General features: G+C 65.6%; 27 protein-coding genes. 18 read left to right on the top strand and 9 right to left on the bottom strand.

Annotated features, from left to right (window positions below):
- The first annotated feature begins 102 nt into the window (after positions 1–102).
- Both AC3WOB_RS05495 and AC3WOB_RS05490 read left to right on the top strand, forming a co-directional pair.
- Complete coding sequence (locus AC3WOB_RS05495; RefSeq protein WP_492274428.1) at positions 103–684, top strand: XAC2610-related protein; 582 nt, start codon at positions 103–105, stop codon at positions 682–684.
- A 128-nt stretch (positions 685–812) separates the two neighbouring features.
- Positions 813–1856, top strand: coding sequence for a histone deacetylase family protein (locus AC3WOB_RS05490; RefSeq protein ID WP_492274427.1), 1044 nt, complete (start codon positions 813–815; stop codon positions 1854–1856).
- Here AC3WOB_RS05490 and AC3WOB_RS05485 read toward each other — a convergent pair.
- Positions 1844–2743 (bottom strand): LysR family transcriptional regulator, encoded by a 900-nt coding sequence (locus tag AC3WOB_RS05485; protein ID WP_492274426.1) that lies wholly within the window; start codon positions 2741–2743, stop codon positions 1844–1846. The genes AC3WOB_RS05490 and AC3WOB_RS05485 overlap by 13 nt on opposite strands.
- 149 nt (positions 2744–2892) lie before the next feature.
- Here AC3WOB_RS05485 and AC3WOB_RS05480 point away from each other — a divergent pair, with 149 nt between their 5' ends.
- Both AC3WOB_RS05480 and AC3WOB_RS05475 read left to right on the top strand, forming a co-directional pair.
- On the top strand, positions 2893–4221 hold the full coding sequence (locus tag AC3WOB_RS05480) for an aspartate aminotransferase family protein (protein ID WP_492274425.1): 1329 nt from the start codon (positions 2893–2895) through the stop codon (positions 4219–4221).
- 50 nt (positions 4222–4271) lie between these two features.
- Entirely contained in the window at positions 4272–5288 is a 1017-nt protein-coding gene (locus AC3WOB_RS05475; RefSeq protein WP_013395962.1) for an amino acid ABC transporter substrate-binding protein, read from the top strand.
- Between the two features lie 70 nt (positions 5289–5358).
- Here the strand turns inward: AC3WOB_RS05475 and AC3WOB_RS05470 are convergent, their stop codons facing one another.
- Positions 5359–6678, bottom strand: a complete 1320-nt coding sequence (locus AC3WOB_RS05470) for an MFS transporter (RefSeq protein WP_013395963.1) — start codon at positions 6676–6678, stop codon at positions 5359–5361.
- A 222-nt stretch (positions 6679–6900) separates the two neighbouring features.
- On the opposite strand from AC3WOB_RS05470, the gene cyoA reads away from it, so the two are divergent.
- From cyoA to AC3WOB_RS05430, 8 genes are all read left to right on the top strand, one after another.
- On the top strand, positions 6901–7941 hold the full coding sequence (cyoA, locus tag AC3WOB_RS05465) for a ubiquinol oxidase subunit II (RefSeq protein WP_013395964.1): 1041 nt from the start codon (positions 6901–6903) through the stop codon (positions 7939–7941).
- Between the two features lie 73 nt (positions 7942–8014).
- The gene (cyoB, locus tag AC3WOB_RS05460; protein ID WP_013395965.1) at positions 8015–10018 is read left to right on the top strand and encodes a cytochrome o ubiquinol oxidase subunit I; all 2004 of its coding nucleotides are present in this window, start codon (positions 8015–8017) and stop codon (positions 10016–10018) included.
- On the top strand, positions 10011–10652 hold the full coding sequence (cyoC, locus tag AC3WOB_RS05455) for a cytochrome o ubiquinol oxidase subunit III (protein WP_013395966.1): 642 nt from the start codon (positions 10011–10013) through the stop codon (positions 10650–10652). The genes cyoB and cyoC overlap by 8 nt, the downstream gene beginning before the upstream one ends.
- The gene (gene cyoD / locus AC3WOB_RS05450) at positions 10649–11053 is read left to right on the top strand and encodes a cytochrome o ubiquinol oxidase subunit IV (RefSeq protein ID WP_013395967.1); all 405 of its coding nucleotides are present in this window, start codon (positions 10649–10651) and stop codon (positions 11051–11053) included. The genes cyoC and cyoD overlap by 4 nt, the downstream gene beginning before the upstream one ends.
- Positions 11053–11832 carry an SURF1 family protein gene (locus AC3WOB_RS05445; RefSeq protein ID WP_013395968.1) on the top strand — a complete coding sequence of 260 codons (780 nt, stop codon included), beginning with the start codon at positions 11053–11055 and terminating at the stop codon, positions 11830–11832. The genes cyoD and AC3WOB_RS05445 overlap by 1 nt, the downstream gene beginning before the upstream one ends.
- Before the next feature lie 112 nt (positions 11833–11944).
- The gene (locus tag AC3WOB_RS05440; RefSeq protein WP_013395969.1) at positions 11945–13051 is read left to right on the top strand and encodes a porin; all 1107 of its coding nucleotides are present in this window, start codon (positions 11945–11947) and stop codon (positions 13049–13051) included.
- A 135-nt stretch (positions 13052–13186) separates the two neighbouring features.
- A complete protein-coding gene (locus AC3WOB_RS05435) occupies positions 13187–13570 on the top strand; it encodes a hypothetical protein (RefSeq protein ID WP_013395970.1) in 384 nt (127 codons plus the stop codon).
- Between the two features lie 34 nt (positions 13571–13604).
- Positions 13605–14930, top strand: a complete 1326-nt coding sequence (locus AC3WOB_RS05430) for a ParB/Srx family N-terminal domain-containing protein (protein WP_013395971.1) — start codon at positions 13605–13607, stop codon at positions 14928–14930.
- 23 nt (positions 14931–14953) lie between these two features.
- Here AC3WOB_RS05430 and AC3WOB_RS05425 read toward each other — a convergent pair whose 3' ends face one another.
- Positions 14954–15559, bottom strand: a complete 606-nt coding sequence (locus AC3WOB_RS05425) for a glutathione S-transferase family protein (RefSeq protein WP_013395972.1) — start codon at positions 15557–15559, stop codon at positions 14954–14956.
- A 118-nt stretch (positions 15560–15677) separates the two neighbouring features.
- On the opposite strand from AC3WOB_RS05425, the gene AC3WOB_RS05420 reads away from it, so the two are divergent.
- The 4 genes from AC3WOB_RS05420 (at position 15678) to AC3WOB_RS05405 (ending at position 18763) form a co-directional block, all read left to right on the top strand.
- Complete coding sequence (locus AC3WOB_RS05420) at positions 15678–16661, top strand: helix-turn-helix transcriptional regulator (protein ID WP_492274424.1); 984 nt, start codon at positions 15678–15680, stop codon at positions 16659–16661.
- A 99-nt stretch (positions 16662–16760) separates the two neighbouring features.
- Positions 16761–17207 (top strand): gas vesicle accessory protein GvpU, encoded by a 447-nt coding sequence (gvpU, locus tag AC3WOB_RS05415; RefSeq protein ID WP_207465905.1) that lies wholly within the window; start codon positions 16761–16763, stop codon positions 17205–17207.
- A 168-nt stretch (positions 17208–17375) separates the two neighbouring features.
- Entirely contained in the window at positions 17376–18026 is a 651-nt protein-coding gene (locus AC3WOB_RS05410) for a response regulator (protein ID WP_013395975.1), read from the top strand.
- Positions 18027–18067: 41 nt separating this feature from the next.
- A complete protein-coding gene (locus tag AC3WOB_RS05405) occupies positions 18068–18763 on the top strand; it encodes a pentapeptide repeat-containing protein (protein ID WP_013395976.1) in 696 nt (231 codons plus the stop codon).
- Here AC3WOB_RS05405 and AC3WOB_RS05400 read toward each other — a convergent pair.
- From AC3WOB_RS05400 to AC3WOB_RS05390, 3 genes are all read right to left on the bottom strand, one after another.
- Positions 18743–19738 (bottom strand): GNAT family N-acetyltransferase, encoded by a 996-nt coding sequence (locus AC3WOB_RS05400; protein WP_492274423.1) that lies wholly within the window; start codon positions 19736–19738, stop codon positions 18743–18745. The two genes, AC3WOB_RS05405 and AC3WOB_RS05400, sit on opposite strands and share 21 nt — an antisense overlap.
- A gap of 86 nt (positions 19739–19824) precedes the next feature.
- The gene (locus AC3WOB_RS05395; protein WP_492274422.1) at positions 19825–20469 is read right to left on the bottom strand and encodes a DNA-3-methyladenine glycosylase I; all 645 of its coding nucleotides are present in this window, start codon (positions 20467–20469) and stop codon (positions 19825–19827) included.
- 8 nt (positions 20470–20477) lie between these two features.
- Positions 20478–20888, bottom strand: coding sequence for a lysozyme inhibitor LprI family protein (locus AC3WOB_RS05390; RefSeq protein ID WP_492274421.1), 411 nt, complete (start codon positions 20886–20888; stop codon positions 20478–20480).
- A gap of 100 nt (positions 20889–20988) precedes the next feature.
- Here AC3WOB_RS05390 and AC3WOB_RS05385 point away from each other — a divergent pair, with 100 nt between their 5' ends.
- On the top strand, positions 20989–21807 hold the full coding sequence (locus tag AC3WOB_RS05385) for a metallophosphoesterase (RefSeq protein ID WP_492274420.1): 819 nt from the start codon (positions 20989–20991) through the stop codon (positions 21805–21807).
- On the opposite strand, the gene AC3WOB_RS05380 is transcribed toward AC3WOB_RS05385, so the two are convergent.
- The 3 genes from AC3WOB_RS05380 to AC3WOB_RS05370 form a co-directional block, all read right to left on the bottom strand.
- Entirely contained in the window at positions 21797–23986 is a 2190-nt protein-coding gene (locus AC3WOB_RS05380; protein WP_492274419.1) for a TonB-dependent siderophore receptor, read from the bottom strand. The genes AC3WOB_RS05385 and AC3WOB_RS05380 overlap by 11 nt on opposite strands.
- 109 nt (positions 23987–24095) lie before the next feature.
- Positions 24096–24527: a YciI family protein gene (locus AC3WOB_RS05375; RefSeq protein WP_013395982.1), complete on the bottom strand. Its 432-nt coding sequence runs from the start codon at positions 24525–24527 to the stop codon at positions 24096–24098.
- Positions 24528–24722: 195 nt separating this feature from the next.
- Positions 24723–25772, bottom strand: a complete 1050-nt coding sequence (locus tag AC3WOB_RS05370) for an NADP(H)-dependent aldo-keto reductase (RefSeq protein ID WP_492274418.1) — start codon at positions 25770–25772, stop codon at positions 24723–24725.
- Positions 25773–25932: 160 nt separating this feature from the next.
- On the opposite strand from AC3WOB_RS05370, the gene AC3WOB_RS05365 reads away from it, so the two are divergent.
- Positions 25933–26709: a bestrophin-like domain gene (locus AC3WOB_RS05365; protein WP_013395984.1), complete on the top strand. Its 777-nt coding sequence runs from the start codon at positions 25933–25935 to the stop codon at positions 26707–26709.
- Positions 26710–26724 lie beyond the last annotated feature (15 nt).

The following is a 26724-nucleotide window of genomic DNA, read 5'->3' as shown; positions in this document are numbered from 1 at the left end:
CTACCCAGGATCCACCGCCCGACGCGGGGCGAGAGATCCTGGTTTCCCCGCAAGCCGCTGCGGCATAATGCCTCACCGAGTCGATGGCGCGGAGGGCGCCCCATGAGAGCATTCTTGTCCGTGGCGGCGCTGGCCGCGCTGTCAGCGCTAAGCCAAAACGCCGCCGCGCGCGATTACCCCTATACGATCCGCCCCGGCCTGTCCGCCGTGGTAACGGTTTCCGAACTGCCTGAGCAGCGCCTGAGCGTACGCGTGGGCGACGGCACTGCGCAGGAAATCCCTCGCCTCGACGGCGACGAAGACATCGACCAGTTCCAGGACGTGGACGTGGACCATGATGGCTACCGGGACTTCGTCGTCGGCCAGACCGGCGGGAGCACACAGGCTATTTCGCGCATATTCCTGTACCGCCCGCAGGAAGGACGCTTTCTCGAAATGCCGCATCCCGATGCTGCGGCCAGTCCCTGCCGCGGCTTCGTCAACCCCGTGTTCGACGCAAGCAAACCTGTCTTTTCCGTGGCGTGCCGCTACAGCGCCGACACCTATGGCTTCGAGGAATACCGGGTATGCCCGGACGGCACGGCGCAGGCCATTTCCTGGACACGGCGCGAAGGCGAGTCCGAGCGGCGCATTCCGCACCCGGGGTCCCAGGCCGGAAAATGCGTCGCGCGGCCTGGCCCTTAGGCGCGCACACGCCGGGAAGCACCCGCCCCAACCCGTGCCGTCGCACGCCAGCCGTGGCGCCGCAAGCATCGCGGCCGCTATAGTTGCGCTTCCGCCTTCCTGGCTCTACGTCCGAGGACATCCCCGCCGTGCTGATCTTCCACAACCCTGTCCATGACAAACATGCTGGCCGGCAGGAAATGTTCCGCGGCAAGCTGGTGCCCTGCCACGAAACCCCGGCGCGCCTGGAGTTCGTGCTGCAGGCGTTGCGCCAGCGCGGCATCGGAGAATTGCGCGTACCCTCGGCTGCGGACCTGGACTTGGTCAAGCGCGTGCACACGCCCCGCTACGTGGATTTCCTGGCCAGCGCCTGGCACGATTGGGTTGCCCTGGACCCGGCCAACGCCGAACTGGACGTCCTACCCTCGATCTGGCCCGTGCGCGGCTTCCGCCACGATATAGAACCCACCAACTTCGCCGCGCGGGTCGGCCTGTTCTCGTTCGACAGCGGCTGCCCGCTGACCGCCGGCACCTGGCAAGCCGCCACCGCGGGCGCCGCCTGCGCCATCGACGCCGCGCGCGCCGTATCCGCGGCGGGCGGCCCCCGCGCCGCCATGGCGCTCACGCGCCCGCCCGGCCACCATGCTGGTCCTGATTTCTTCGGCGGCTATTGCTTCCTGAACAATGCGGCGCTGGCCGCGCAGGCGCTACGCGAAGCCGGCGCCGAACGCGTCGCCATCGTGGACGTGGACTACCACCACGGCAACGGCACGCAGAGCATCTTCTACGAACGCGGCGACGTGCTGACCGTGTCGGTCCACGGCGACCCGACCACCGAGTACCCCTTTTATCTGGGCTATGCCGATGAGCGCGGCGCGGGCGCCGGCCTGGACGCCAACCTGAACCTGCCGCTGCCCGCCGGCACGGGCTTTGCCGCCTGGACCCAGGCGCTGGAACAAGGACTGGCAGCCGTGCGCGCCTTCAAGGCGGACGCGGTCGTGATCGCCTTGGGCGTGGACACCTACGAAGGCGACCCCATCTCCAAGTTCCAGCTCAAGAGCGCCGACTATCTGCACGTGGGCCGCCTGCTGGCCGGCCTGGGCCTGCCGGCTGTGTTCACGATGGAAGGCGGCTATGCCGTGGCGGACGTGGGCATCAACGTCGCCAACGTGCTGGAAGGCTACGCCGGCTGAGCGGTCGCGCGCATCCGCTGCCACATCGATTCCACCGCGGGGCGCGAGTCGGCGCGGTCCTTGAACGCCAGGATCGACACCTCGATATCCCATAGGCGGCTGGCCAGCGGCGCAAGATCCGCCGACGCCAGCCGCTGCACCGCGCTATCCGCGAGCCAGGCGACGCCCAGTTCCTGGGCGGCCATGTCGCCCAGCACGTCCGACATCTCGGCCTCGAACATGCGCACGCCATGCAACGGCGCCGCGGCCCCTTCGATCGCCGCATCGATCAGGCGGCCGAAATAGACGTTGGCCGAGTACATCAGCAAAGGAACCGGCCGGGCTGCCGTGCCGGGCAGGTCCAAGCCGGTGCGCTCGATCAGCGCCCGCGCCGCGTACGGCCGAATCAGCTCGCGACCGAGTGTCAGGCAGTCGTAGCGCGCGGGATCCAGCGGCAAGGGCTGGGCGACCTGATGAAAGCAGATCAGGAAATCGGCCGCACCCGAGGTGAAGGCCGACACCGTGTCGTGCACATTGCCCGTCTGCAGGCTGCAGCTGAGGAACTTGCCCTCGCTCCAGGTCCGCCACCATTTCGGCAAATGCGCGGTCGCCAGCGCATAGGAAGTCGCCAGACGCAGCTGATTCTGCGCCGGCACGCCCGCGATGCCGGCGCGCGCCTCAGCCAACTGGTTGATCAGCTCTATCGCCGCGCCACGGAAACGTTCTCCCGCCTCGGTCAGCTGGGTGGGAAACGCCGTGCGGTCGATCAGGCGCGCGCCCGCCCAGTTCTCCAGGCTCTGGATGCGGCGGCTGAACGCGGCCTGCGACAGATTGCGCGCCTCGGCGGCGCGCGTGAAATTGCGCACCTCCGACAACGTGATGAAGTCCTGCAACCACCGGGTATCCATAGTGCTCCTTGCGTCATGCGTAATCCGCATCGGCCATGCGCGCGACGCATCGGCGCGCATGCTTAGTTCGCATTGGACGATGTCCGCGCCCTGCCCGACACTGCGGCCATCGGTTCCGCATTGGAGCCCACACGCCACGGAGTGTAAACATGGATGAAACCCTGCGCGCCGCTGCCCGCGAATATCTCGTACGCTACGGCGGCGATACCTTCCCCAACCTGTTCACGTCCGCCCGGGGCGCCATCGTGCGCGACGACACCGGCCGCGAGATCCTGGATTTCACCTCGGGCCAGATGTGCGCCACCATCGGCCACAACCATCCGGCCATCGTCGAAGCGGTACACAAGGCGGGCGAAACCGCCTTCCACTTTTTCAGCGGCATGATTCCGGAAGCCGTGGCCCAGCTGGCAGCCACCGTCGCACGCGACTGGATGCCCGCAGGCCTGAGCAAGTCGATCTTCGTCAACACCGGCTCGGAAAGCAACGAAATCGCCCTGCGCATGGCCAAGATGCACAAGAGCGGCTTCGAGATCCTGGCCATCGGCGGCTCCTGGCACGGCGTGACCAGCGGAGCCGGTTCGGTTTCCTATGCCAGCGACCGCAAGGGCTATGGCGTGCCGCCCGCCGGCGTGTTCGTCATGCCCGAACCCAATGCCTACCGTCCTTACATCGCCGGCATGGACGCCGAGCAATCCGCGCTGGCCTGCCTGGAGATTGGCCTGAAGATGTTCGACATGGCTTCCGCCGGCAGGCCGGCCGCCATCATCGTCGAGCCCGTCATCAGCGCGGGCGGCGTGCTGGTGCCGCCCAAGTCCTACATGCAGGCGCTGCGGCAGGCGGCCGACGCGCGCGGCATGCTGCTGATCTTCGATGAGGCACAGACGGCATTCGGCCGCATTGGCTACCGCAGCGGCTCCGAGTACTTCGGCGTCACGCCCGACATCATGAGCGTGTCCAAGACGCTGGGCGGCGGCCTGCCGCTGGCCGCCGCCGTCACCACGCCCGCCATCGAACAGGACGTGCACGAGAAGGGCTTCACCTTCTACACCAGCCACGTATCGGACCCGCTGCCCGCCACGGTGGGCCTGGCCGTGCTGGATACCATCCAGCGCGAAGGCCTGATCGAACGCGCCCGGACCCAGGGAGACTACCTGCGCCGCGGCTTGCTGGAACTGCAGCAACGCCACGAAGCCATCGGCGACGTGCGCGGGCTGGGCTTGCTGCTGGGCGTGGAGTTGGTGCGCGACCGCAATACCCGCGAACCCTATCACCAGCTCGGCGCCCTGACCACGCAGCGCTGCTTCGAACTGGGCCTGTCCATGAACATCCGCCGCCGTCCCGAACGCGGTTCGGTGTGGCGCATCGCGCCGCCCTTGACCGTGAGCAACGCCGAGATCGACCGCGCCATTGCGATCCTGGATCAGGCCCTGACTGAGAGCCTGGACAAGATCGCCAAGCCGGCCGCGCGCGCCGCCTGAAGCCCCTTTCCGCAACCATCCGGCGCCGGCCCGCCCGGCAGGAGAACGACATGCACCGACGCACATACGCCATCTGCGCCCTGGCGCTGGCCGCCGTATCCAGCCAGGCATTCGCCGGCCCCACGCTCGATACGGTACGCAAGCGGGGCTATCTGCAATGCGGCGTATCGACCGGCATACAAGGCTTTTCCGCGCCCGACAGCAAGGGGACCTGGCACGGCCTGGACGTGGACATGTGCCGCGCCATCGCCGCGACAGTTTTCAATGACGCGACGAAGTACCGCCTGACGCCGCTCACCACCCAGGCTCGCTTCACCGCGCTACAGTCCGGCGAGGTCGACGTGCTGACCCGCAACGTGACGCCCACAATGGCGCGCGACACCACGCTCGGCCTGCTGAGCGTGGCGGTCAACTACTACGACAGCCAGGGCGTGATGGTGTCGGACAAGCTGGGCGTGAAGAAGCTGCGCGAACTGGACGGCGCCACGGTCTGCGTGCAGCCGGGAACCGTGACCGAACTCGATCTGGCCGACTGGTTCCGCTCGCAGTCATTGCGCTTCAAGCCGGTCGTCATCGAGAAATACGACGAGATCGTGCGCGCCTTTTCGGCCGGACGCTGCGACGCCTTCACCTCCGACAAGTCGCAACTGGCCGCTTCCCGCATGACGTTGGAAAACCCCGAGAGCTATGTGATCCTGGACGAGAACATTTCGAAGAGCCCCCTCGGCCCCATGGTGCGCCAGGGCGACGACAACTGGATCAACATCGTGCGCTGGTCGCTGAACGCGATGCTGGAGGCCGAGGAATTCGGCATCACTTCGTCCAACGTCGATGCGCAGCTCAAGGCCAATAGCCCCAACGTGCAGCGCATCCTGGGCGTGACGCCCGGCATGGGGCGCAACATGGGCGTGGACGACAAATGGGCCTACAACATCGTCAAGCAAGTGGGCAATTACGGCGAAAGCTATGAGCGCAACCTGGGCATGAGCAGCCCGATGAAACTGCCGCGCGCGCTGAACGCGCAATGGCGCGACGGCGGCCTGATGTACGGCTGGCCGGTGCGCTAGCCCCGCCATTACACAAGAAAAAAGGCCGCGCCCGCGGAAATTCCGCGGGCGCGGCCTTGGTTTCATCCCTTCAATCCCGCGTTTCCAGCACCTTGTTGATGCGCAGCGCCAACAGCGTGCAGGCCGCACCGGACAGCAGATAGACGCTGACCGCCACCAGCCCGAAGCGCGCCGACAAGCCCAGAGCGACCAGCGGCGCGAACGCGGCGCCGATCAGCCAGGCCATGTCGGAAGTCAGCGCCGCGCCCGTGTAGCGGAAGCGGCGCGTGAAGTTCGCGGTAACGGTGCCCGAGGCCTGGCCGTAGGACAGTCCCAGCAGCGCGAAGCCCACCAGAATGAATGCGTCCTGCGCTTTCGGGCCGCCGCCCAGCAGCCAGGGTGTAAACAGCGCAAAAACGGCGATCAGCAAGGCCAGCAGGCCCAGCGTGGTGCGCCGGCCGATGCGGTCGGCCAGCCAGCCCGAGGCGATGGTGCCCAGGATGCCCAGCACTGCGCCTATGATCTGCACGACCAGCACGTCCTGGATCTGCTGGGTGGCGCTGACCGCGATCCACGATAGCGGAAACACCGTGACCAGGTGGAACAAGGCATAGCTGGCCAATGCCGCGAAGGCGCCGATGAACAGGTTGTAGCCTTGCTCGCGCACCATCTGCGTGGTGCTGATGGGTTCGAGCTCGCCCTCTTCCAGCAGTTGCGTGTATTCCTCGGTCACCACCAGCCGCAGCCGCGCGAACAGCGCCACCACGTTGATCGCGAACGCCACGAAGAAGGGATAGCGCCAGCCCCATTCCAGGAAATCGGCTTCGGTCAGCGTCACGTGCAGGAACAGGAACAACGCGCTGGCAACCATGAAGCCCACGGGCGCGCCCAGTTGGCCCAGCATCGAATACCAACCGCGGCGATTCGGCGGCGCATTCAAGGCCAGCAGCGACGGCAGCCCGTCCCATGAGCCGCCCAGCGCCAGGCCTTGCAGGCAGCGGAACAGCGCCAGCAGCGTGATCGCGTGCGCGCCGATGACGTTGTAGCCGGGCAGGAAGGCCATGCCCACGGTGGCGGTTCCCAGCAGGAACAAGGCAATGGTGAGTTTGGTCGCGCGCCCCCAGCGCCGCTGCGCCGCCATTGACAGCGCCGTGCCGATGGGCCGCATGATGAACGCGAACGAGAAGATGACGAAGGACCAGAGCGTGCCTTCCAGGCGCGGTTCAAAGGGGAAGAAGACCTGCGGAAACACCAGCACGCAGGCAATGCCGAAGACGAAGAAATCGAAGTATTCGGAAGCGCGCCCCACCACCACGCCCACCGCGATTTCACCCGGCGCCACCTTGGCGTGGCCGCCGCCGGCTGCGGGGACTGAAGGGGCATGACCGGGATATTGCGTGGTGGTCGCCATGTGAATGCTCGCTGAAAGGAGGTTCGGAACAGCCTGGCCTACGATCCTGAAACACACCCGCGCGCCTGCGGTCCATATCGCGCAGAGCCGCTCCGTTATTGGGATGCAGCCCTGGTCCGCGCGCGCCGCCCTGCACATTTTTGTTCTTTTTACCCTAGATTTTTCGCGGCTTCCAGCGTAGTGTTGCGTTTACTTCCCACGGTTACGTTTCGGGGTATGGTCATGCCGTCCTTCCCAAGGTTCCGCGGATTGGTCCTGATTGCCGCTCTGCCATTGCTCGCCGGATGCAATGCGGTCCTGCTCTCGCCGTCGGGCGACATCGCCTTGCAGCAGCGCAATCTGATCATCATTTCCACCGGCTTGATGCTGCTGATCATCGTGCCGGTGATCTTCCTGACGTTCCTGTTCGCGTGGCGCTATCGCGCCAGCAACAAGGATGCGCACTACGACCCCGACTGGAACCACTCCACCATGCTGGAGCTCCTGATCTGGGCGGCGCCGCTGCTGATCATCATTGCGCTGGGCGCGGTTACCTGGGTCAGCACCCACCAGCTGGACCCCTACCGCCCGCTCGCGCGCCTGTCCGAAGGCCGCGAAGTGCCGGCCGGCACCAAGCCGCTGGTGGTCGAAGTCGTGGCGCTGGACTGGAAATGGCTGTTCATCTATCCCGAACAGGGCATCGCGGCGGTGAACGAGATGGCGGCCCCCGTGGACCGTCCCATCCAGTTCCGGATCACCTCGTCCACGGTAATGAACTCCTTCTTCGTGCCCGCGCTGGCGGGCCAGATCTACGCCATGCCCGGCATGCAGACCACCTTGCACGCCGTGATTAACCACCCCGGCGAATATGAAGGCATTTCCGCCAACTACAGCGGCTCTGGCTTCTCCGGCATGCGCTTCAAGTTCCATGGGGTAGACCAGCAGGGCTTCGACCAGTGGGTGGCCAGCGCGCGCGCCTCCAGCGCCGCGCTCAGCCGCGACGCCTACCTGAAACTTGAACAGCCGAGCGAACGCAATCCGGTGCAGCTCTATGCCTCCAGCGCGCCCGGCCTGTTCGAAGCGATCGTCAACCGCTGCGTGGAGCCCAACCGCATGTGCATGCGCGACGCGATGGCGATCGACGCGCAGGGCGGCATGGGCATACCCGGCGCACTCAACGTCACCACCCTGGACGCCGGAACGCGCGAGCGCCTGGGCCTGACCGGCGCGCCGCGCAAGTACGTGGGCGCGATGTGCACGGCCACCGAAGGATTGGTCCTGTAGCGGATCGCTGGCGCACGGCGATCCGGATGATGCAAGGGCTTCGTGAAATTGCGGTCTTTTTGCTGGAATCGAGATGCCTGACCAACCAGACCTCACCAAGCTGATCTTCGGTAAGTTGACCTGGGAAGCCATTCCCTACCATGAACCGATCCTGCTCTTCACCTTCATCGCGGTCGCCATAGGCGGCATCGCGGTAGTGGGCGCCATCACCTACTACGGCAAGTGGGGCTATCTGTGGCGCGAGTGGTTCACCAGCATCGACCACAAGAAGATCGGCATCATGTACGTCATCCTGGGCATCGTGATGCTGCTGCGCGGCTTTGCCGACGCCATCATGATGCGCTTGCAGCAGGCGGTGGCTTTCGGCGATTCGGCGGGCTACCTGCCGCCGCACCACTACGACCAGATCTTCACCGCGCATGGCGTGATCATGATCTTCTTCGTGGCCATGCCGCTGGTCACGGGGCTGATGAACTACATCGTGCCCTTGCAGATCGGCGCGCGCGACGTGGCCTTTCCCTTCCTGAACAACTTCAGTTTCTGGATGACCACGGGCGGCGTGATCCTGGTCATGATGTCGCTGTTCGTGGGCGAATTCGCACGCACCGGCTGGCTGGCGTATCCGCCTTTATCAGGGATCATGCAGAGTCCCGACGTCGGCGTCGATTACTACATATGGGCCTTGCAGATAGCGGGGGTGGGCACGCTGCTGTCCGGGGTCAACCTGCTGGTCACCATCGTCAAGATGCGCGCGCCGGGCATGACGATGATGCGCATGCCCATCTTCACCTGGACCGCGCTGTGCACCAACGTGCTGATCGTGGCCGCCTTCCCGGTGCTGACCGCGGTGCTGGCGCTGCTGTCCATGGACCGCTACGTGGGCACCAACTTCTTCACCGCGGATTTCGGCGGCAACGCCATGATGTACGTGAACCTGATCTGGATCTGGGGCCACCCCGAGGTCTACATCCTGATCCTGCCGGCGTTCGGCATCTTCTCCGAAGTGGTCTCCACCTTCTGCCGCAAGCGCCTCTTCGGCTACGCGTCCATGGTGTATGCCACGGTCGTGATCACGGTGCTGTCGTACCTGGTTTGGCTGCACCACTTCTTCACCATGGGGTCGGGCGCCAGCGTGAACTCGTTCTTCGGGATCACCACCATGATCATCTCGATCCCGACGGGCGCGAAGATCTTCAACTGGCTGTTCACCATGTACCACGGCCGCATCCGCTTCGAGGTCCCCATGCTGTGGACCCTGGGCTTCATGGTGACCTTCGTGATCGGCGGCATGACGGGCGTGCTGCTGGCCGTGCCGCCCGCCGATTTCGTCCTGCACAACAGCCTGTTCCTGATCGCGCACTTCCATAACGTGATCATCGGCGGCGTGCTGTTCGGGCTGATGGCAGGCATCACGTACTGGTTTCCCAAGGCCTTCGGCTACAAGCTCGATCCATTCTGGGGCAAGTGCTCGTTCTGGTTCTGGCTGGTGGGCTTCTACGTCGCCTTCATGCCGCTTTACGTGCTGGGGCTGATGGGCGTGACGCGGCGCGTGAACCACTTCGAGGACATGTCGCTGCAGATCTGGTTCCAGGTGGCGGCCTTCGGCGCGCTGCTGATCGCCTGCGGCATTGCCAGCTTCCTGATCCAGCTGGTGGTCAGCTACCGCCGCCGCGAATCGCTGCGCGACACCACCGGCGACCCCTGGGATGGGCGCACGCTGGAATGGTCGACCTCGTCGCCGCCGCCCAACTACAACTTCGCCTTCACGCCGCGCGTGCATGACCAGGACGCCTGGTGGCAGATGAAGCAGCACGGCTACCTGCGGCCGCAACAGGGCTTCATTCCCATCCATATGCCCAAGAACACCTGGGCCGGCATCGTGCTGGCGGGGATCAGCGTCGTCATGGGTTTCGCGCTGATCTGGCACATGTGGCCGCTGGCCGTGCTGTCGTTCGCGGCGCTGATCCTGGTGTCCATCGTTCATACCTTCAACTACAAGCGCGACTACTACGTGCCGGCCGATGAGGTCGTGCGCGCCGAAGACGCCCGCACAAGGTTGCTAGCGAAAAATGTCTGATACCCTGGCCCCCAACCTGCCCGGCGGCGCCGCGCCGCCCGCGGAGCCCGTGTTCTACGTCGCGGGCGAACACCATCCCAAGAACGGCACCCTGCTGGGGTTCTGGGTCTACCTGATGAGCGACTGCCTCATCTTCGCCTGCCTGTTCGCCACCTACGGCGTGCTGGGCCGCAACTACGCGGCAGGCCCGTCCGGCGCCGACCTGTTCGACCTGCCGCTGGTGGCAGTGAATACCGCGCTGCTGCTGCTGTCGTCGATCACCTACGGTTTCGCCATGCTGGAGATGCGGCGCAACCGGGTCGGCGCCACCCAGCTGTGGCTGGCCGTGACCGGCATCCTGGGGCTGGGCTTCCTGTCGCTGGAACTGTATGAATTCGCGCACCTGATCCACCAGGGCGCCGGCCCTCAGCGCAGCGCCTTCCTGTCGTCCTTCTTCACGCTGGTCGGCACCCACGGGCTGCACGTCACCTTCGGCATCGTGTGGCTGGTGACGATGATGATCCAGGTGCAGATGCACGGGCTGATTCCCGAAAACCGCCGCCGCCTGATGTGCCTGTCCATGTTCTGGCACTTCCTGGACCTGATCTGGGTGGGCGTCTTCACCTTCGTGTACCTGATGGGAGTGCTGCCATGACCGCGCATCTGGAGCATCCGGCCGATCATGGCCATGGCGGCCATGACCATCACGACGATGATGACGGCGCCGCCCACGGCACTTTCAAGAGCTACATGACCGGCTTCGTGCTGGCCGCCGTCCTGACCGCCATCCCGTTCTGGCTGGTCATGGGCCGCGTCTTCACCGAATCCCGCACCACCGCGCTGGTGATCCTGGCGTTCGCCGTGGTGCAGATCGTGGTCCACATCATCTACTTCCTGCACATGGACACCAAGTCCGAAAGCGGCTGGAACATGTTGGCGTTAATATTCACGCTGGTGCTGGTCGTAATCACGCTCAGCGGATCCATCTGGATCATGTACCACCTCGACTCCAATATGATGCCCATGTCTACCCACGACATGCGGAAAATGCCCTGATGGCCGCAGTAAACGACTCTACTTCCCGCGACACCTCCTCCCGCAATCCGCGCAGCAAGATCACCCTGGTCATCCTGGGGGTGCTTGCTGTCGCCATTTTCGCGGGCCTGTGCGCCCTGGGCACCTGGCAGGTGCACCGGCTGGCCTGGAAACGCACCCTGATCGCGCAGGTCGAACAGCGCGCCCATGCGGCGCCCACGCCGGCTCCTGCCCAGGCCGAATGGCCCGCGCTGAGCTCCGACAACGCCGAATACCGCCGCGTCACGGCCACGGGCACCTACCTGTACGACCGCCAGACCCTGGTGCAGGCCGCAACCGAGCTGGGCAGCGGCTACTGGGTCATGACCCCGCTGCAGTTGCCCGAAGGCGGCACGGTGCTGGTCAACCGCGGCTTCGTGCTGCCCGAATGGCGCAAGAGCAAGTCCGCCATCCAGTCCGCGCCCGAACAGGCCAGCGTCACCGGCCTGCTGCGCATGGGCGAGCCCGGCCATGGCTTCCTGCGCAACAACGATCCGGCCACCAACCTCTGGTACTCGCGCGACCTGCCCGCCATCGCCGCGGCGCGCGGTCTGACCGACGTGGCGCCCTACTTCATCGACGCCGACGCGACGGGCAAGGACGGCAGCGGGCGCACTGCGCCGGTCGGCGGCCTGACCGTGCTGAACTTCCCCAACAACCACCTGGGTTACGCCATCACCTGGTACGCCCTGGCGGCCATGGTGCTGGTCGGCGCATTCATCTTCGTGCGCGAGGAAAAGCGGGCGCGCCGCAAGGGCTGAGCCTGCCGGCCGCGGCCGGTGTCCTACAATGAGGGCTGGGAACAGCGCTGGGCTACATGCTCGCGTGCTGTTCCCTTTTGTTTTTTCCACCCCTCTACAGGAGTCCCCAAGGATGAAAAAGACGCTGCTCGCAGCCGCAATGTTCACTACTTTTGCAGGCGTCGCTCAGGCAGAATCGTCGGTAACTCTCTATGGTGTCATCGACACCGGCATCGGCTACAACAAGATCAAAGGCGATGGATACGACGGTAGCAAGATAGGCATGATCAACGGCATCCAGGCCGGGTCGCGCTGGGGCCTGCGCGGCGCCGAGGACCTGGGCGACGGCCTGCGCGCCGTGTTCAAGCTGGAAAGCGGATTTGACTCGGCCAACGGCCAGCGCGGGCAATCCGGCCGCCTGTTCGGCCGCCAAGCCACCATCGGCCTGGCCAACGACGCCTGGGGCACGCTGGAGTTCGGCCGCCAGGCCACGGTGGGCTCGAACTACCTCGCCGACATCGACCCCTTCTACACCAGCTACACGCAGTCCAACATGGGCCTGGGGTTCAGCGCCGCCAACACCATGCGCTGGGACAACATGGTCATGTACAAGTCGCCATCCATGAGCGGCTTCGAGTTCGGCGTCGGCTACTCGTTCAATGCGGACGACACGGTGGCGGACCAGACGGGCTTTCGCACCGCCGACAACACCCGCGGCATCACCGCCGGCCTGCGCTATGTGCAGGGCCCGGTGAACGTCACGCTGACCTATGACCAGTTGAACGGCTCCAATCGCGGCGCCATCGATCATGACGCCACGCCGCGCCAGTACGCGCTGGGCCTGTCCTATGACCTGGAAGTGGTGAAGCTCGCCGCCGCCTACGGCCGTACCACCGACGGCTGGTTCGTCGGCCAGGATCTGCCGGCCGGCACGCCCTTCAGCGACGAATTCGGCACCAACCGTTTCGTTGACGGCTTCAAGGCCAACTCCTACATGCTGGGCGCCACCATGCCCATGGGCGGCGCCGGCAGCCTGTTCGCATCGTGGCAGCACGTATCGCCGAACAACGACAAGCTGACCGGCGGCGACGCCAACATGAACGTCTGGAGCGTGGGCTATACCTACGACCTGTCCAAGCGCACCAATCTGTACGCCTACGGTTCGTACGGCAAGGACTACGCCTTCATCGACGGCCTGAAGAGCACGGCCGCCGGCATCGGCGTGCGCCACACGTTCTAAAGCAAAGCGGCGGAGCGGCTGCGGGGCCGCCTCCGCCTATGGCGAATCCGTCCGATTCGCAGCCTCCTGGTACCGGGCTTTTTTAATATCGCCCGCGAGCCTGACGTCATTCGCATGTACGCCTAGGAGGCTCTCATGCACAAATCGCTCCCCCATGCTCCCGCCGGCCCTGCCGCTGGCACGCTCGCGGTGTACGCCGCGCTTGCGCCCGACCATCGCCAATTGATCCGGGACACCATGACCCAGGATCTCGACGCGCTGGAACAGGCCGCCGAAAAACCCGACGCCGTCGCCACGGCCCAGATGCTGCACCGCATACAGGGCGCGCTGCTGGCCCTGCAGATGCGGGCGCCCGCCTCGCACTTCGAAGCGCTGGAAGAGGAGCTTTCGACAGGCCTGTCCGCCGCCGCCGCCGCCCGCATCCACGATCAGGCCACCGTCGTGCGGGGCCTCATGGACAGACTGCATGCGTGGCAACCCGCTGCCGTGCAATCTTCAGGAAACACGCGTCCCTCATGATCGGCTATCTTTGAAACCAGATCCTGAACGGACCATGACCCCGACCTTCCGCCCCGCGCGCGCTTCCCTTCCCAACCGGCAACGCCTGTTGCGCATCCTGGCCGCGGCCTTGCTGCCGCTGGCCCTGGCGGCCTGCAACGGCGGCGGCGACGACCATGACGACGAACCCGTCGCCGTCACGCCTCCCCCCACCGGGGAAACGCCGCCGCCCGTCGAAACCCAGCCGCCTCGCAACACTGCCTACCTCGAAGCCAAGCCGGGCGACGTGATCCAGGTCCGCATCGAGGAACTGCACCCCACCCAAGCCGCCATCGGCTACGACCAGATCTACTACAAGCTGGGCCGCTGGCAAGGCGACTTCGAGCGCCCGACCTGGACCGACAAGCCGGTGCAGCAGCTGGACTACCTCAACCGCACGGTAGGCAAGAAGTTCGACGACTACTGCGAAGACATGGGCGGCGCCGAGCGCGCGCAGGAATTCCAGAGCATCGCCGAGGCGCGCGCCGCCCGCCTGGACCAGCCCGCCACCTACGCCTGCAAGAACGCCCCCGGCACCAATGCGGCCAACCTCAAGACCGTGGTGGTCGGCTGGGACGGCAATCTGTATCTGACCGACGGCCACCATACCTTCTCGTCGCTGCGCGAGATCGCCGATGGCGGCCCCAAGCTGCCGGTCTGGGTCAAGGTGGACGCCAACTACAGCAGCCTGCCCAACGCCGCCGCCTTCTGGCAGCGCATGGTCGACGAACGCCGCGCCTGGCTGCGCGACGGCCAGAACCAGCCCATCACCGTGGATCAGCTGCCCGCCCGCCTGGGCCTGGCCAGCGCCCAGGAGGCCGGCGGCATGCAGGAGGACCGCTACCGCTCGCTGGTGTACTTCACCCGCGACGTCGCCTACAGCAACGGCAACCTGCCGGAGTTCGCCGAGTTCCTGTGGGGCGACTGGCTGCGCCGCCAGGCCGCCGGCGGCCAACTGCCCGGCCTGGACCAGTACAAGATGATGGCGCCCGCCGCCCCCGCACAGATCCTCGCCGTCAGCACGCTGAACAAGAGCCTGGCGCCTGCCGGCGCGAGCGACAGCTATGCTGCCGCAGTGCGCGACGCCTCCCTGAAGATGGCGGCGCTCAAGGACGGCGACATCGTCTTCGACGACCGCGACGCCGCCGGCCTGGGGCGCATCGTCCTGGTGGCCGACGCTGCCAGCGGCTCGCCCACCAAGAAGGCGCGCGACACCCTGGAGGAACTGCCGCGCAACGATGCCAAGGCCGACGGCAGCCCGCGGGGCGCGGGCAAGCTGTGGTTCGCCGTGAACTACCGCAACTGCGGCAAGCCCGCGGCCGGCACCTGCTGGGGCTGGTAGGCCGCGGCGCCAGTCAGCCGGCGCTAGGCATCGATCTGCATGGCGGGCCGGGCCTGGACCCGGCCCAGCCATGCCTGCACATGCGGGTGCAAAGCCACCCTGGCGCCCAGATAGGCGCTATAGCCGACCACCGAACCCACCACCAGGTCGGCCAGCGAGTAGGCCGCGCCCAACATCCAGGGCTGCTGCGACAGATGGCCGTCCAACACGGCCAGCAATGCATCCACGTCGTCCAGCACGCGTTCCGCTTCGGCGCCGCCGGGCGCGCCCTCGGCCTGCGTGGCGAGAAACAGGCGCATCACCGCCGCACCGTAGCTGACATAGGACCAGGCGCACCACGACATCGCCAGCAGGCGTTCGGGCGTGCCGGCGGCAGGCCACAGGCCGCGCTCCACGCCGTAGCGCTCGCCCAGCCACAGTTGTATCGCCAGGGTCTCGAACAAGGGCGCGCCGTCCACCGTCAGGGTGGGAACCTTGCCGTTGGGGTTCAGGGCCAGGAATTCGGGGCGGCGCTGCTCGCCCGTCCTGATGTCCACCTTGACGCGTTCGTGCGGCACGGCCAGTTCGGCAAGCGCGCAGGCCACCGGGGTCGCGCTGGACATGGGGTGCCAATAGAAGACGATAGACATGGGCAAATCTCCAATTCAATCAAGGGATGAGCGTCGCGGCCCCTGCCGCTGACTACGGGAGCCACTGTAAAACCCATTGAGGACAGATTCCGCCCTCAATACGCGTTATCGTGCCTCCATGCTTACTTCCAGCAACCGCCTTCTGCGCCTGTTGTCGCTGCTGCAAACCCGCCGCCACTGGGCCGGGACCGACTTGGCCGCGACCCTTGTCATCCATCCCCGCACACTGCGGCGCGACATCGACAAGCTGCGCGAGCTCGGTTATCCCATCCATGCCAGCAGCGGCGTGGCAGGCGGCTATGCCTTCCGCGCAGGGCAAGCCCTCCCTCCCCTGCTTTTGGACGACGATGAAGCCCTGGCCGTGGCGCTCACCCTGCGCACCGCGGCCACCGGCACGGTGGGCGGCATAGAGGAAACCGCGCTGCGGGCCCTGGTGAAGCTGGAGCAGGCCATGCCGCAGCGCCTGCGCCGCCGGGTCGACGCCCTGCGCTCGGCCATCGTGCCCATACCGCGCGATGGCGCCACCGTCGACGCCACCCTGCTCGCCACGCTGGCGGCCGCCTGCCGCGACCAGCTGCGGCTCGGCTTCGACTACGCGGACGGCAGGGGCCGGGCCAGCAGCCGGCTGGTCGAACCGCAAGGGCTGGCGCATACGGGGTATCGCTGGTATCTGGTGGCCTGGGACCCTGCGCGCGACGACTGGCGCACCTTCCGCATCGACCGCATCGCGGGCGCCCCGCAGGTCGGCGCGCATTTCGCGCCGCGGCCTCCGCCCGAAGGCGGCGACCTGCGCGCCTACGTGTCGCGCTCGGTCAAGATGACGCCGCATCCGGAACCTGCGCGCGTGGTCCTGCACGCGCCGCGCGCCGTCATGGCCGCGCGGATCCCGCCGGGCGCCGGCCAGATCGAACCCCTGGACGAAACGCGCTGCCTGCTGCTATGCGCCGTGCCTTCCCTGGACGCGCTGGTGTATTGGCTGATGGCGCTGGACGTGGAGTTCGAGGTTCTGGCCCCGGCAGCGCTGCGGGACCGCCTGCGGCTGGCCGCCGGAAGGCTGGCGCGCGCCCTGGAAAAAATGCCAGCACCCGAAGCCGGGGGATAGGGGTCGGATTTGGCTGTTTTTCGGGCGATCCCATTCTGTGTATTTCGCCCGCGATTCGAGTATCTTGGCTGCTTTCCAAATATTCCAGAAGATCACGCCATGAGCACCGCTCCCAACGCCAGCCTGGGCGCCAGCGCCACGCCCGACGCCGACGCCTTTCTGCAATTCCTGGTCAACCTGGTGAACAACGGCAGCCAGATCGAGAGCATCGGCGTCACCCTGCAAATGGGCGGCATGCTGGTGTCGGGCTCCATCGTGTCCGGCGCGGATTACTTCGACAGCTTCGCGGCCAGTTTCACGGGGTCGCTGAACACCGTGGACGAAGCTACCCGCAAGGCCGTGCATGTCTCCCTGGCGGAGTTGGGCGACGTCTTCCGCGTGCCGCAGCCGGCGGATCCGCTGCCGAACTACATCCATCTCGCCGATGCCCTGTTCTTCACGGCCGATGGCACCCCCATCGCCGGCCAGCCCACGCTCTGGCGCGGCCGCACCAGCGCGGTCGACGGCTTCATCCTGGGGCGCATGCAGGCCGAAGCGGCGGCCTGAAGCCGTCTGACGCCAGTCCCTCGGACCTCCCCCCGCTCCGGAGCATCGGCGCGGGGCGCGCAGCTTCGCAAAAACCACTACGCTATCGGTTTGCCTCCGACCCCAACCCCGAGCCCGACCGCCCTATCTCCGCTTGCAACCAGGGCTCGCCTGACGGCACTCCCCCGCATGGAAAGACTCCGAATCGTCCTGGTCGACGACCATCCCCTGGTCTTGATGGGGATGCGCGACCTGCTGGAAAAAGACCTCAATTTCGAGGTCACGGCCACCCTGCCCGGGCCAACCGCGTTGATCCAGCACCTGCAACGCGACGCGCCACACGTGGTCATCACCGACTATTCCATGCCCGGCGACGATACCTACGGCGATGGCATCCGCCTGGTCAAGTACCTGACGCGCCATTACCCGCAGGTCCAGATCGTGGTGCTGACCATGGTGTCGAATTCCATGATCATCTCGGCGCTCTACGACGCCGGCGTGGCCGCCGTGGTGCTCAAGCGCGACAATCTCAGCGAAATCATGACCGCGCTGGAAACGCTGCATGCCGGCCGCAAATACTATCCGCCGGGCTTCCAGCGCGACGGCGCGCCCGATGAGCGCAGCAAGTTCATCGGCGAACGCATCAACAGCCTGTCGCCCAAGGAATTCGAGGTGCTGCGTCATTTCATCCGCGGCGAATCCATGATGCAGGTGGCCGAGGCGCTCAAGCGCAGCGTCAAGACGGTCAGCGGCCAGAAAATCTCGGCCATGCGCAAGCTCAACGTCCGCACCGACCAGGAACTGATCGCCTTCTGCGTGGAAAGCGAGATTTTCCAGTAGGCTTTCCGTCTTTTGCAGAAATTCAGGCAGGAACGCGCGGCATGACACAAGCAGCAATCGGGACAGTGACGGGCCAGGAAGTGGACCGCAAGATGATGCAGGCCTTGATCGAACAGTCCGCCGGGCGCGCGCTGTCGTTCCAGGACTGCGACTTCCAGGACGCCGATTTCTCGCGCCTGGATTTGCGCGGCGCGCAACTGACGGCCTGCGCCATCGCGGGAGCCTCCTTTCAGGGCGCCAACCTGGCGGACTCGGCCTGGCTGCGCTGCCGCGGCGGCCAGGTCAACTTCGCCTCGTGCGACGCCAGCGACGCCGTCTTCGAAAATTGCGATCTCAACAATGCCAACTGGCGTCGTGCACGGCTGGCTGCGGCCCGTTTCCAGGGCTGCAAGCTCACCGGCAGCGATTTCGACGGCATCGCCTGCCTGGGCTGGTCCCTGCGGGAATGCCTGCTGGTCGGCGCGCTGCTGCGCGGCCTGTCGTTTCGCAAGAGCGACGTGCAGCAGCTGGACTTCTCTGATGCCGACCTGACCGGCAGCGATTTCCGCGACACCGTATTCCATGGCGGCAGCCTGCGCAACGCCGTCCTGAAGAACGTACGCTTCGAAGGCGCGGACCTGCGCGAAGCCGACCTCGGCGGCCTGGACCTGAACTCGGCCGCGCGCCTGGCCGGCGCCACCATATCCAAGACTCAGGCGGCGGCGCTATTGGCCGAACTACGCATCAGCGTGATCTGAGGCGCGCTGGCTGCGGCGGACGAAGCGCTGCTCGACCACCACGCTGCCCCACTGCCTGCCTTCGGATTCCTCGGCCAGGGTGAAGCCCGCAGCCTCGTAGAGGTGCCTGGCGGCGTCCAGCCCCTTGAAGGTCCACAAGTAGGTTTCATCGTAGTTCGCGTCGGCAAAGGCCAGGGCCCGTGCCAGCAGCGCGCGGCCCACGCCCATGCCGCGCAGCGACTCGTCAACGATGAACCAGCGCAGGTGCGCCTGGCGCTTGGCCAGATCGCCATCGATGACGATGGAAGCCAGCGTCCTGCCGTTGTCCACGTACAGCCAGATGTTCTTGCCGGCGGCGGGCAGGCTTTCGGCAAATTCGGCCAGCTGGGTCGCCACCTTGCGTTCGAAGTACACGCCGAATCCCGAGGCCTGTGCGTAATAGCGCGCATGCAGGCTGGCCACGTCACCGATGCAGCCTGGCAGATAGCCGGCGCGGATCTGGTCTTCGATGCTGCTGGCGGCGGCAGGCGCGGTGTTGGGGTTCTCGTGCGACAGGGCGTCGGCATAGAGCGAGAGGAACCGTATCAGCGACTGCTGGTCCGCCGGCGCCAGCTGCCGCAAGGCGCGCGACACCTGGTCCGTGGCGAACTGGTCGATCTGGGCGCGCAGCTGGTTCCCCGCCTTGCTCAAGTGCAGCCGCGACGAGCGGGCGTCTTCGCTGTCGGCCTCGCGCGTCAGCAGTCCGGCAGACTCCAGCTTGGCGACCTGACGGCTGGTATTGGACTTGTCCAGCCTGAGGATGGCCGCCAGGTCGCGCGCCTGGATGCCCGGCTGCAGCCCGATCTCGATGATGGCGTGGACCGCGGACGGCGCCAGTTCGCTGCCTGCCAGCGAACTGCGCATGAAGCCCAGTTCGCGCACCAGTTTGCGGGAGAACTCCCGCAGGTCCCGGATCGTCTGGTCGCGGGATTGGACAGGAGGGTCGATCAGATCCATGGCGCGCCTTTAAAGTTGCGGTTCGCAACCAATATACTTGCGAAGCGCAACCAACTCAACAATTTTATCGGCGTCCCTGCCGCGGCCTACTGGGGCCGCTTGAAGCCCGCGCGCGCCGCCTCGACCGCCTGGCGGCAGACGCAGCCGCTCATATGGTCGTTGACCATGCCCACAGCCTGCATGAAGGCATACATGGTCGTCGGCCCGACAAAGGTCCAGCCACGCTTTTTCAGTTCGCGCGACAGAGCCGCCGACGCTGGCGAGGTCGGATTGCCATTCCAGTAATCCAGGTCCACCGTCGCGGGCCGGTCCTGGACCGGCGGCTCATGGCGCCAGAGCCAGGCCGACAGCGAACCCGACTCATGGGCCAGGGCCTGCGCGCGCTTGGCGTTGTTGATGGCGGACAAGATCTTGCTGCGGTTGCGCACGATGCCGGCGTCACCCATCAGGCGTTCTACGTCACGCTCGGTGTAGCGCGCCACCCGCTCGAAATCGAAGTCGTCGAAGGCCGCGCGGAACGCTTCGCGCTTGCGCAAGATCGTGATCCAGGCCATGCCGGCCTGAAAACCCTCCAGGCAGATTTTCTCGTACAAGCGGCGGTCGTCCGCCACCGGCATGCCCCATTCGTGGTCGTGATAGTCGGGCATGGACGGCTGCCAGAAGCAGCGCGCCGCGCCCTGCCCGTCCGTGATCAGGCCTGGATTGGTCGGGCTCATCTCGTTGGTCTTCATGCGGTGGCTTACTGCTTGCCCGGCACCGGGCAGCTCAGATCGCCTGCCTCGCACTTCAAGTAGGCCCGCAATTCCTTGGTGCGCGCCTGCGTCAGCTTGTCCAGGCACAGGCTCAGCGTCATGGGATAGGCGCTGCCGCCGGACGTGCTGCTGGACGCAAAGGCGCACTCCGCGTCGCGGAAGAACAGCCAGGCCTTCTGGGCGGCATGCAGCTGGGTCGTCACGTCCCGGTCGTTCTTCAGGCGCGCGCCCACCTCCTTGTAGGCGGCGTTCAAGGCGGCGTCGGACTTGCGGTACGCCTGGTCGGCGCACAGGCTCATGTCCGTCTGCGTGGCCGCGTTGCCGCAGTCCAGCGGCTGCGCCTGTGCGCTTGCGGCCAGCGCAAGGGCGGCAGCGGCGGTCATGATGGCGATACGCATGGAATTCCTCCTGTGTGACTGGGTGAACCCGGAAAGTGTCGCATGGAACAATGACCCCATGCAGCGGCGGCTCCGTCGCCGGTGGCCTAAGATGGCGGCTATGAAGATCCAACTGCTCTCAGACTTGCACCTTGAAACCGACCCGGACTTCCTGGCGCGGCCCGCGCCCGGCGCCGATCTGCTGGTGCTGGCCGGAGACATAGGCTCCTACCGCCGCGGCTCGCTCATGACGGGGACCGACTTCGGCCTGGGCAGCTATGCGCCGCGCAAGGGCTGGCCCACGCCCGTGGTGTACGTGCCTGGCAACCACGAGTACGACAACGTGGATTTCGACGAAACCCACGAGCGGCTGCGCGGGCTCTGCCAGGAACTCGGCATCCACTGGCTGGAACGCGAAACACTGGTGGTCGATGGGGTGCGCTTCATCGGCACCACGCTGTGGACGGATTTCGACGCGCTGGCCGCCCCCGGCGACACGGTGGGCGCGGCCCTGAAAAAGCGCGAGAAGGCTTTCCGCGCGGCCGACTTCTACCTGGAAAAGGCCGAGATGCGCCGCAACGGCGCGCCCTTCATGGCCGAGCAAATGCGCGAGCAGGGGCTGCTTTGCCAGCAATGGCTGCAGGACGCCCTGCGCGTGCCCCATGACGGCCCGACCGTGGCCGTCACCCACTTCGCCCCCACGCTGGCGAGCGCGGATCCGCGCTACGGCGTCACCCCAGGCACCGCCGGGTTCTGCAACGCGCTTGACGCCCTGCTGCCCCTGGCCGACGTCTGGATGCACGGCCATCTCCACTGCCCGCAGGACTACGTGAAGGATGGCTGCCGCATCGTGGCCAATCCGCTGGGCTACGCCAAGAAGGGAGAGCAGCAGGACTTCGCGCCGGATCGGTTGTGGGAGGTAGCGGCGCCTAGAACTTGAGACTTGCGCTCAAGGCATAGGTGCGAGGATCGCCCGCCTTCACGTAGTCCGGGGATTGGTACAGCCAGTAGCGCTTGTCCGCCAGGTTGTTGATGCCCGCGCGGAACGTGGTTTCGTAGCCGTAGATGCGCGTGTCGTAGGTGGCGCCGATGTTGACGATGGCGTAGTCGGGTACCTGGACCGCGTTGGAAGCGCCCAGCATGGTGCTGCCGGTGTATTTCACGTCGGCCCTGAGCTTCAGGCCAGGCAGCTGCGGCACCGAGTATGCGACCTGGGCGGCGGCGACGAACTTGGGTGCGCCCGCGACGCGGTTGCCAGTGAAGCTGGAGCCCTTCTTGTATTCGGTGTCCAGGAGCATCAGGCTGCCGCCCACGTTCCAGTTCGTGGCAATGCGCGTGGATGCTCCCAACTCCAGGCCTTGATAGATCGACTTGCCGTCCTGCACCAGTTCATTGGCGGCATTGGTGTATTCCGCCTTCTTCTCGATGCGGAACAGCGCAGCCGTGGCCGCCCAGCCATCCTGGTTGGTCTTGATGCCCAGTTCGTACTGCTTGCTCTTGAGCGGGTCCAATAGCGCGCCGTAGTTGGCATAGGTATTGCCCACCGACGACCCCGGCTCCAGCGATTCGATGTAGCTGGCATAGGCCATGGTCTGCGGCGTGATGTTGTACATCAGCGCCACCGTCGGCGTCAGCACGCCGTTCTTGTCGTAGCGCGAATTGCGCGCCCCCGCCGCATCGAAGCCGACCTGCTCGTAGTTGGTATAGCGCAGACCGCCCAGCACGGACCAGCCGCCGGTCAGGTCTATGGTGTCGCTGGCGAACAGCGCCTTCTGCGTGATCTCGGCAGCGCGATACAGGTCCAGGCTGCCCTGGCTGTAGTAGGTGTTGGTGTTCTGGGAGCGCAGATTGCCCGTGCCTTGCAGCTGATACACGCCGTTGACGCTGTAGTCGTTCTTCTGCTTCTGCCATGACGCGCCGGCCACTACCTGATGCTTCAAGGGGCCGGTGTTGAACTTGCCTTCGACCATGCCCTGCCATTGGTTGTAGGCATAGGCTTCGCCGTAGTCCGAGCGGTAATCCTGGTAATCGCCCGCCTGGTTCTGCAGGAACAGCACCGATTCATTGCGGCGGGTCCGGGTGGAGCTGTAGCTGTAGTCGGTGCGCACTGACCAGTCGGAAGACAACTGGTACTTCAACCCGGTCGAATAAAAGCGGAATTTGTTGTCGGCATACGGGCCCTCGCCCACCAATCTGCCGTTGTCGTTGCGCACCGGCGACGGCAACTCCGAACCCGCCATCTGGCCCGCGTAGATGGTCGGCTCCTGGCCGATCGCCTTGCGGTCCTGGTAGATCGACTGGAAGTCCCAACTCAGCTTGTCGGTCAGGCGCGCATCCAGCGCCAGCGACACCGAATCCCGGTACAGCGAACCGCCGTTGTAGGTATTGCCCTCTTCATGCGTGGCGTTCAGGCGATAGCCGAACCTGCCCTCGCCGCCCACGCGTCCGCCCAGATCGACGTGCTCGCGCAAGAGTCCCTTGGACACATAGCCCAGTTCAATGCTGCGCACCGGCTCATCGGTCGGTTTCTTGGTGACGTAGTTGATCAGTCCACCTGGCGAACCGAAGCCGTACATGAAACCAGACGCGCCCTTGAGCAGGTCGATCTGCTCGAAGTGCTCGTAGGGCAAGGTTGTGACGTAGCTAAGGAAGGGCTTGCCGTCGATGCGGTAGGAATTCTGCCAATCCAGCGGCAGGCCGCGCACGCTCAGATAGCTCGCCCAGGCGCCGTAGGAGGCGCTGTTGTCGGTGACCGATGCGTCCAGGGCGAACACGTCGCCCAGCTTGCGGACCTGCCGCTCTTCGATATCCGCGGCGGTGACCACGGCCGTGGAAAACGGCGTCTCCAGCTGGCTGCGGTTGCCCAGCGCCCCACTGTTTACTGGCGCAGACAGATGCTCTAGCGTGTCGTCCACCGAGGTCGCGTTGACGGTCACTGCGGGCAACTGGGCCACGCCTTGCGTATCCCCCGCGCCCTTGGGCGGCGGCACGCCGGCAGCCTGGGCATGGACGCCCGCGGAATGGACGATGCCCAGGGTCAGGGCTAGGGCATAGGGCGCAACTGCATGCCGCGCGTGCTTGCGCGCGCGGCACTTCCTGGCGGAAGCGGGACGGACCACGTTGAATACTCCAGAGCGGGAGGGGAAGAAACAATAATTTTAATGAATAGGACTGATTCGCAATTGTATTATCAACTGAAAACTTCCCCATTCCGCTCAGGCATTGCGGTCACTGCTTGGACGCTTTCTCCAACTGGTCGCGCAGCCGTTCCTCCTGGGCGCGCAGCTCAGGCGTGAATTCGTCGCCGAAGTCCTCGGCCTCGTACAGCGGGCGGATTTCGATATCGGACGGGCCCGGCATTGGATTGGGACAGCGCTTGACCCACTCGATCGCCTCTTCCAGGGAAGCGCACTCCCAGAGCCAGTAGCCGGCGATCAGCTCCTTGGTTTCGGCGAAGGGACCGTCTATCACTTGCCGGCTGCTGCCGGAAAAATGTACCCGCGCCCCCGCGGAACTCGGTTTCAGGCCGTCGCCCGCCAGCATCACGCCCGCCTTCACCAGTTCCTCGTTGAACCGCCCCATGTCCTCCAACAACTGCTGAGTAGGCATCACCGCTGCTTCGCTATCGGCGGTGGCCCTGACTTGAACCATGAATCGCATCTCGGTCTCCTTGTGTGGATGGTGGAACTTGCATGCTCCATCGACACGACGAACCGCGCCAGGCGAAATCGACAATCGCCGCGAAAAAAAATGTATCCAAGGTCGGAGCGGCGCAACGTCCCCAATGAAAAAACCCATGACGCCCGGAGAGCATCATGGGTCCTGGCCCCCCTTGCGGACGGGACGCTCAGCCCGTCACGGCGCCGGATTCGGCTGGCGGGCGTGGATCTTGTCGATCGCCTCCAGCACTTCCGCCGACAGGGTCACGTCGATGCTGTCGATGTTCTCCTTCAGCTGCTCGACGGTGGTGGCACCGATCAGGTTACTGGTGACGAAGGGGCGCTGGTTGACCCAGGCCAGGGCCAGATGCGTAGGCGAAATGCCGTGCGCCCGCGCCAGCTCGACATAGGCGCGGGTGGCGGCCTCGGCCTGCTCGTTGCTGTAGCGGGTGAAGCGCGTGTACAGCGTCAGGCGGGCCCCGGCCGGGCGCGCGCCGTCCAGATACTTGCCGCAAAGCATGCCCATTGCCAGCGGCGAATAGGCCAGCAGTCCCACGCCTTCGTGATGCGAGAACTCTGACAGGCCGATCTCGTAGACGCGGTTCAGCAGGCTGTAGGCGTTCTGGATGGTGGCGATGCGCGGCAGGCCCTTGTTCTCGGCATGGCGCAGGAACTGCCCCACGCCCCAGGGCGTTTCATTGGACACGCCGATGTGGCGCACCTTGCCGGCACGCACGAAGTCCTGCAGCACCTCCAGCGTCTCCTCGATCGGCACGGTGTATTCATCCTGGACCCAGGGATAGGACAGCTTGCCGAAGGTGGCCGTCGTGCGGTCGGGCCAGTGCAACTGGTACAGGTCCAGGTAATCCGTCTGCAGGCGCTTCAGGCTGGCGTCCAGGGCCTCGGTCAAGTTCTTGCGGTCCAGGTGGGTCTTGCCGTCGCGGATGTGGCCGGGGCGCTTGGCGTCGCGCACCGGGCCCGCAACCTTGCTGGCCAGCACGATGTCCTGGCGGCGCTTGCTGCGCGCCAGCCAGGTGCCGATATAGGTCTCGGTCAAGCCTTGCGTTTCGGGTTTGGGAGGCACCGGATACATCTCGGCAACGTCAACCAGATTGATGCCACGCTCCAGGGCGTAGTCCAGCTGCTGGTGCGCCTCGGCTTCGGTGTTCTGCTCGCCCCAGGTCATGGTGCCCAGTCCGATCAGGCTGACATCCAGGTCGGTACGGCCGAGTTTGCGGTATTTCAATTTCTGCTCCGTGCGGTGTCGCTTACAAGGGAAGCGACACCTTACTCCAAGACGGTTTTCAAGAACCTGGCAACTCGCTCCGGCTGCGGGTTATTCGCCCCTTGCCCGCCGCATTCCTCTCGGCATACGCTTTATCCCCAAATAACCACCAGGAATCGACGTGCTGCGCGAAATTGATGAAACCTATGTGTTCTTCATCTGCGTCATCGTTTGCCTGGCCATCATCGAGCTGGGCTTCCAGCTGGGACGCAAGCGCCGCCGGGCCTCCGACGACGCCGCCAAGACCCATATCGGCGCGCTCCAGACCGCCCTGCTGGGCCTGCTGGCGCTGCTGCTGGGCTTTACCTTCGCGATGTCGGTAACGCGCTTCGAGACGCGCAAGAACCTGGTGCTGGAAGAGGCCAACGCCATCGGCAACGCCTACTGGCGTTCGCAGCTGCTGCCTCCCGCCGCCCGCGAGCCCATCGCAAAGCTGTTGCTGGACTACACGACGACGGCGCTGGAGTTCAGCGACGCCGACAACGACAAGGAACGTCTGACAGCGGCCAGCGCGGCGTCGCGGCGCATCGAGCGCCAGATCCGGAGCACCGCGGCCAGCGTCCTGGAAAATCCGCCCTCGATTTCCGCGGTCATGTTCATCCAGGCCATCAACGAAATGGCGCAAGTCAACGAAAAACGCCGCGTCGCGCTGGAAAACCACGTTCCCGAGCCCGTCTTCTATCTGCTCTTCATCGTCACGGCGGGCGCCATGGGCTTCATCGCCTACGGCACCGGACTGCACAAGCGCAGGCGGCTGATCTCGACCGGCCTGTTCGCCATGCTTATTTCCCTGGTGCTGACCTTCATCCTGGACATCGACCAGCCCGCCACGGGCGTCATCATGGTCAGCCAGGAAAGCATGGTGCGGATGAAGACGACGCTGGAGCAGGAACGGTAGGCGCGCGGCGCCCCC

Source organism: Achromobacter sp. FW305-C-30-7 (assembly GCF_058783105.1).
Note: the sequence above shows the minus strand (reverse complement) of the source record. Positions and strands in the feature narration are given on the sequence as shown.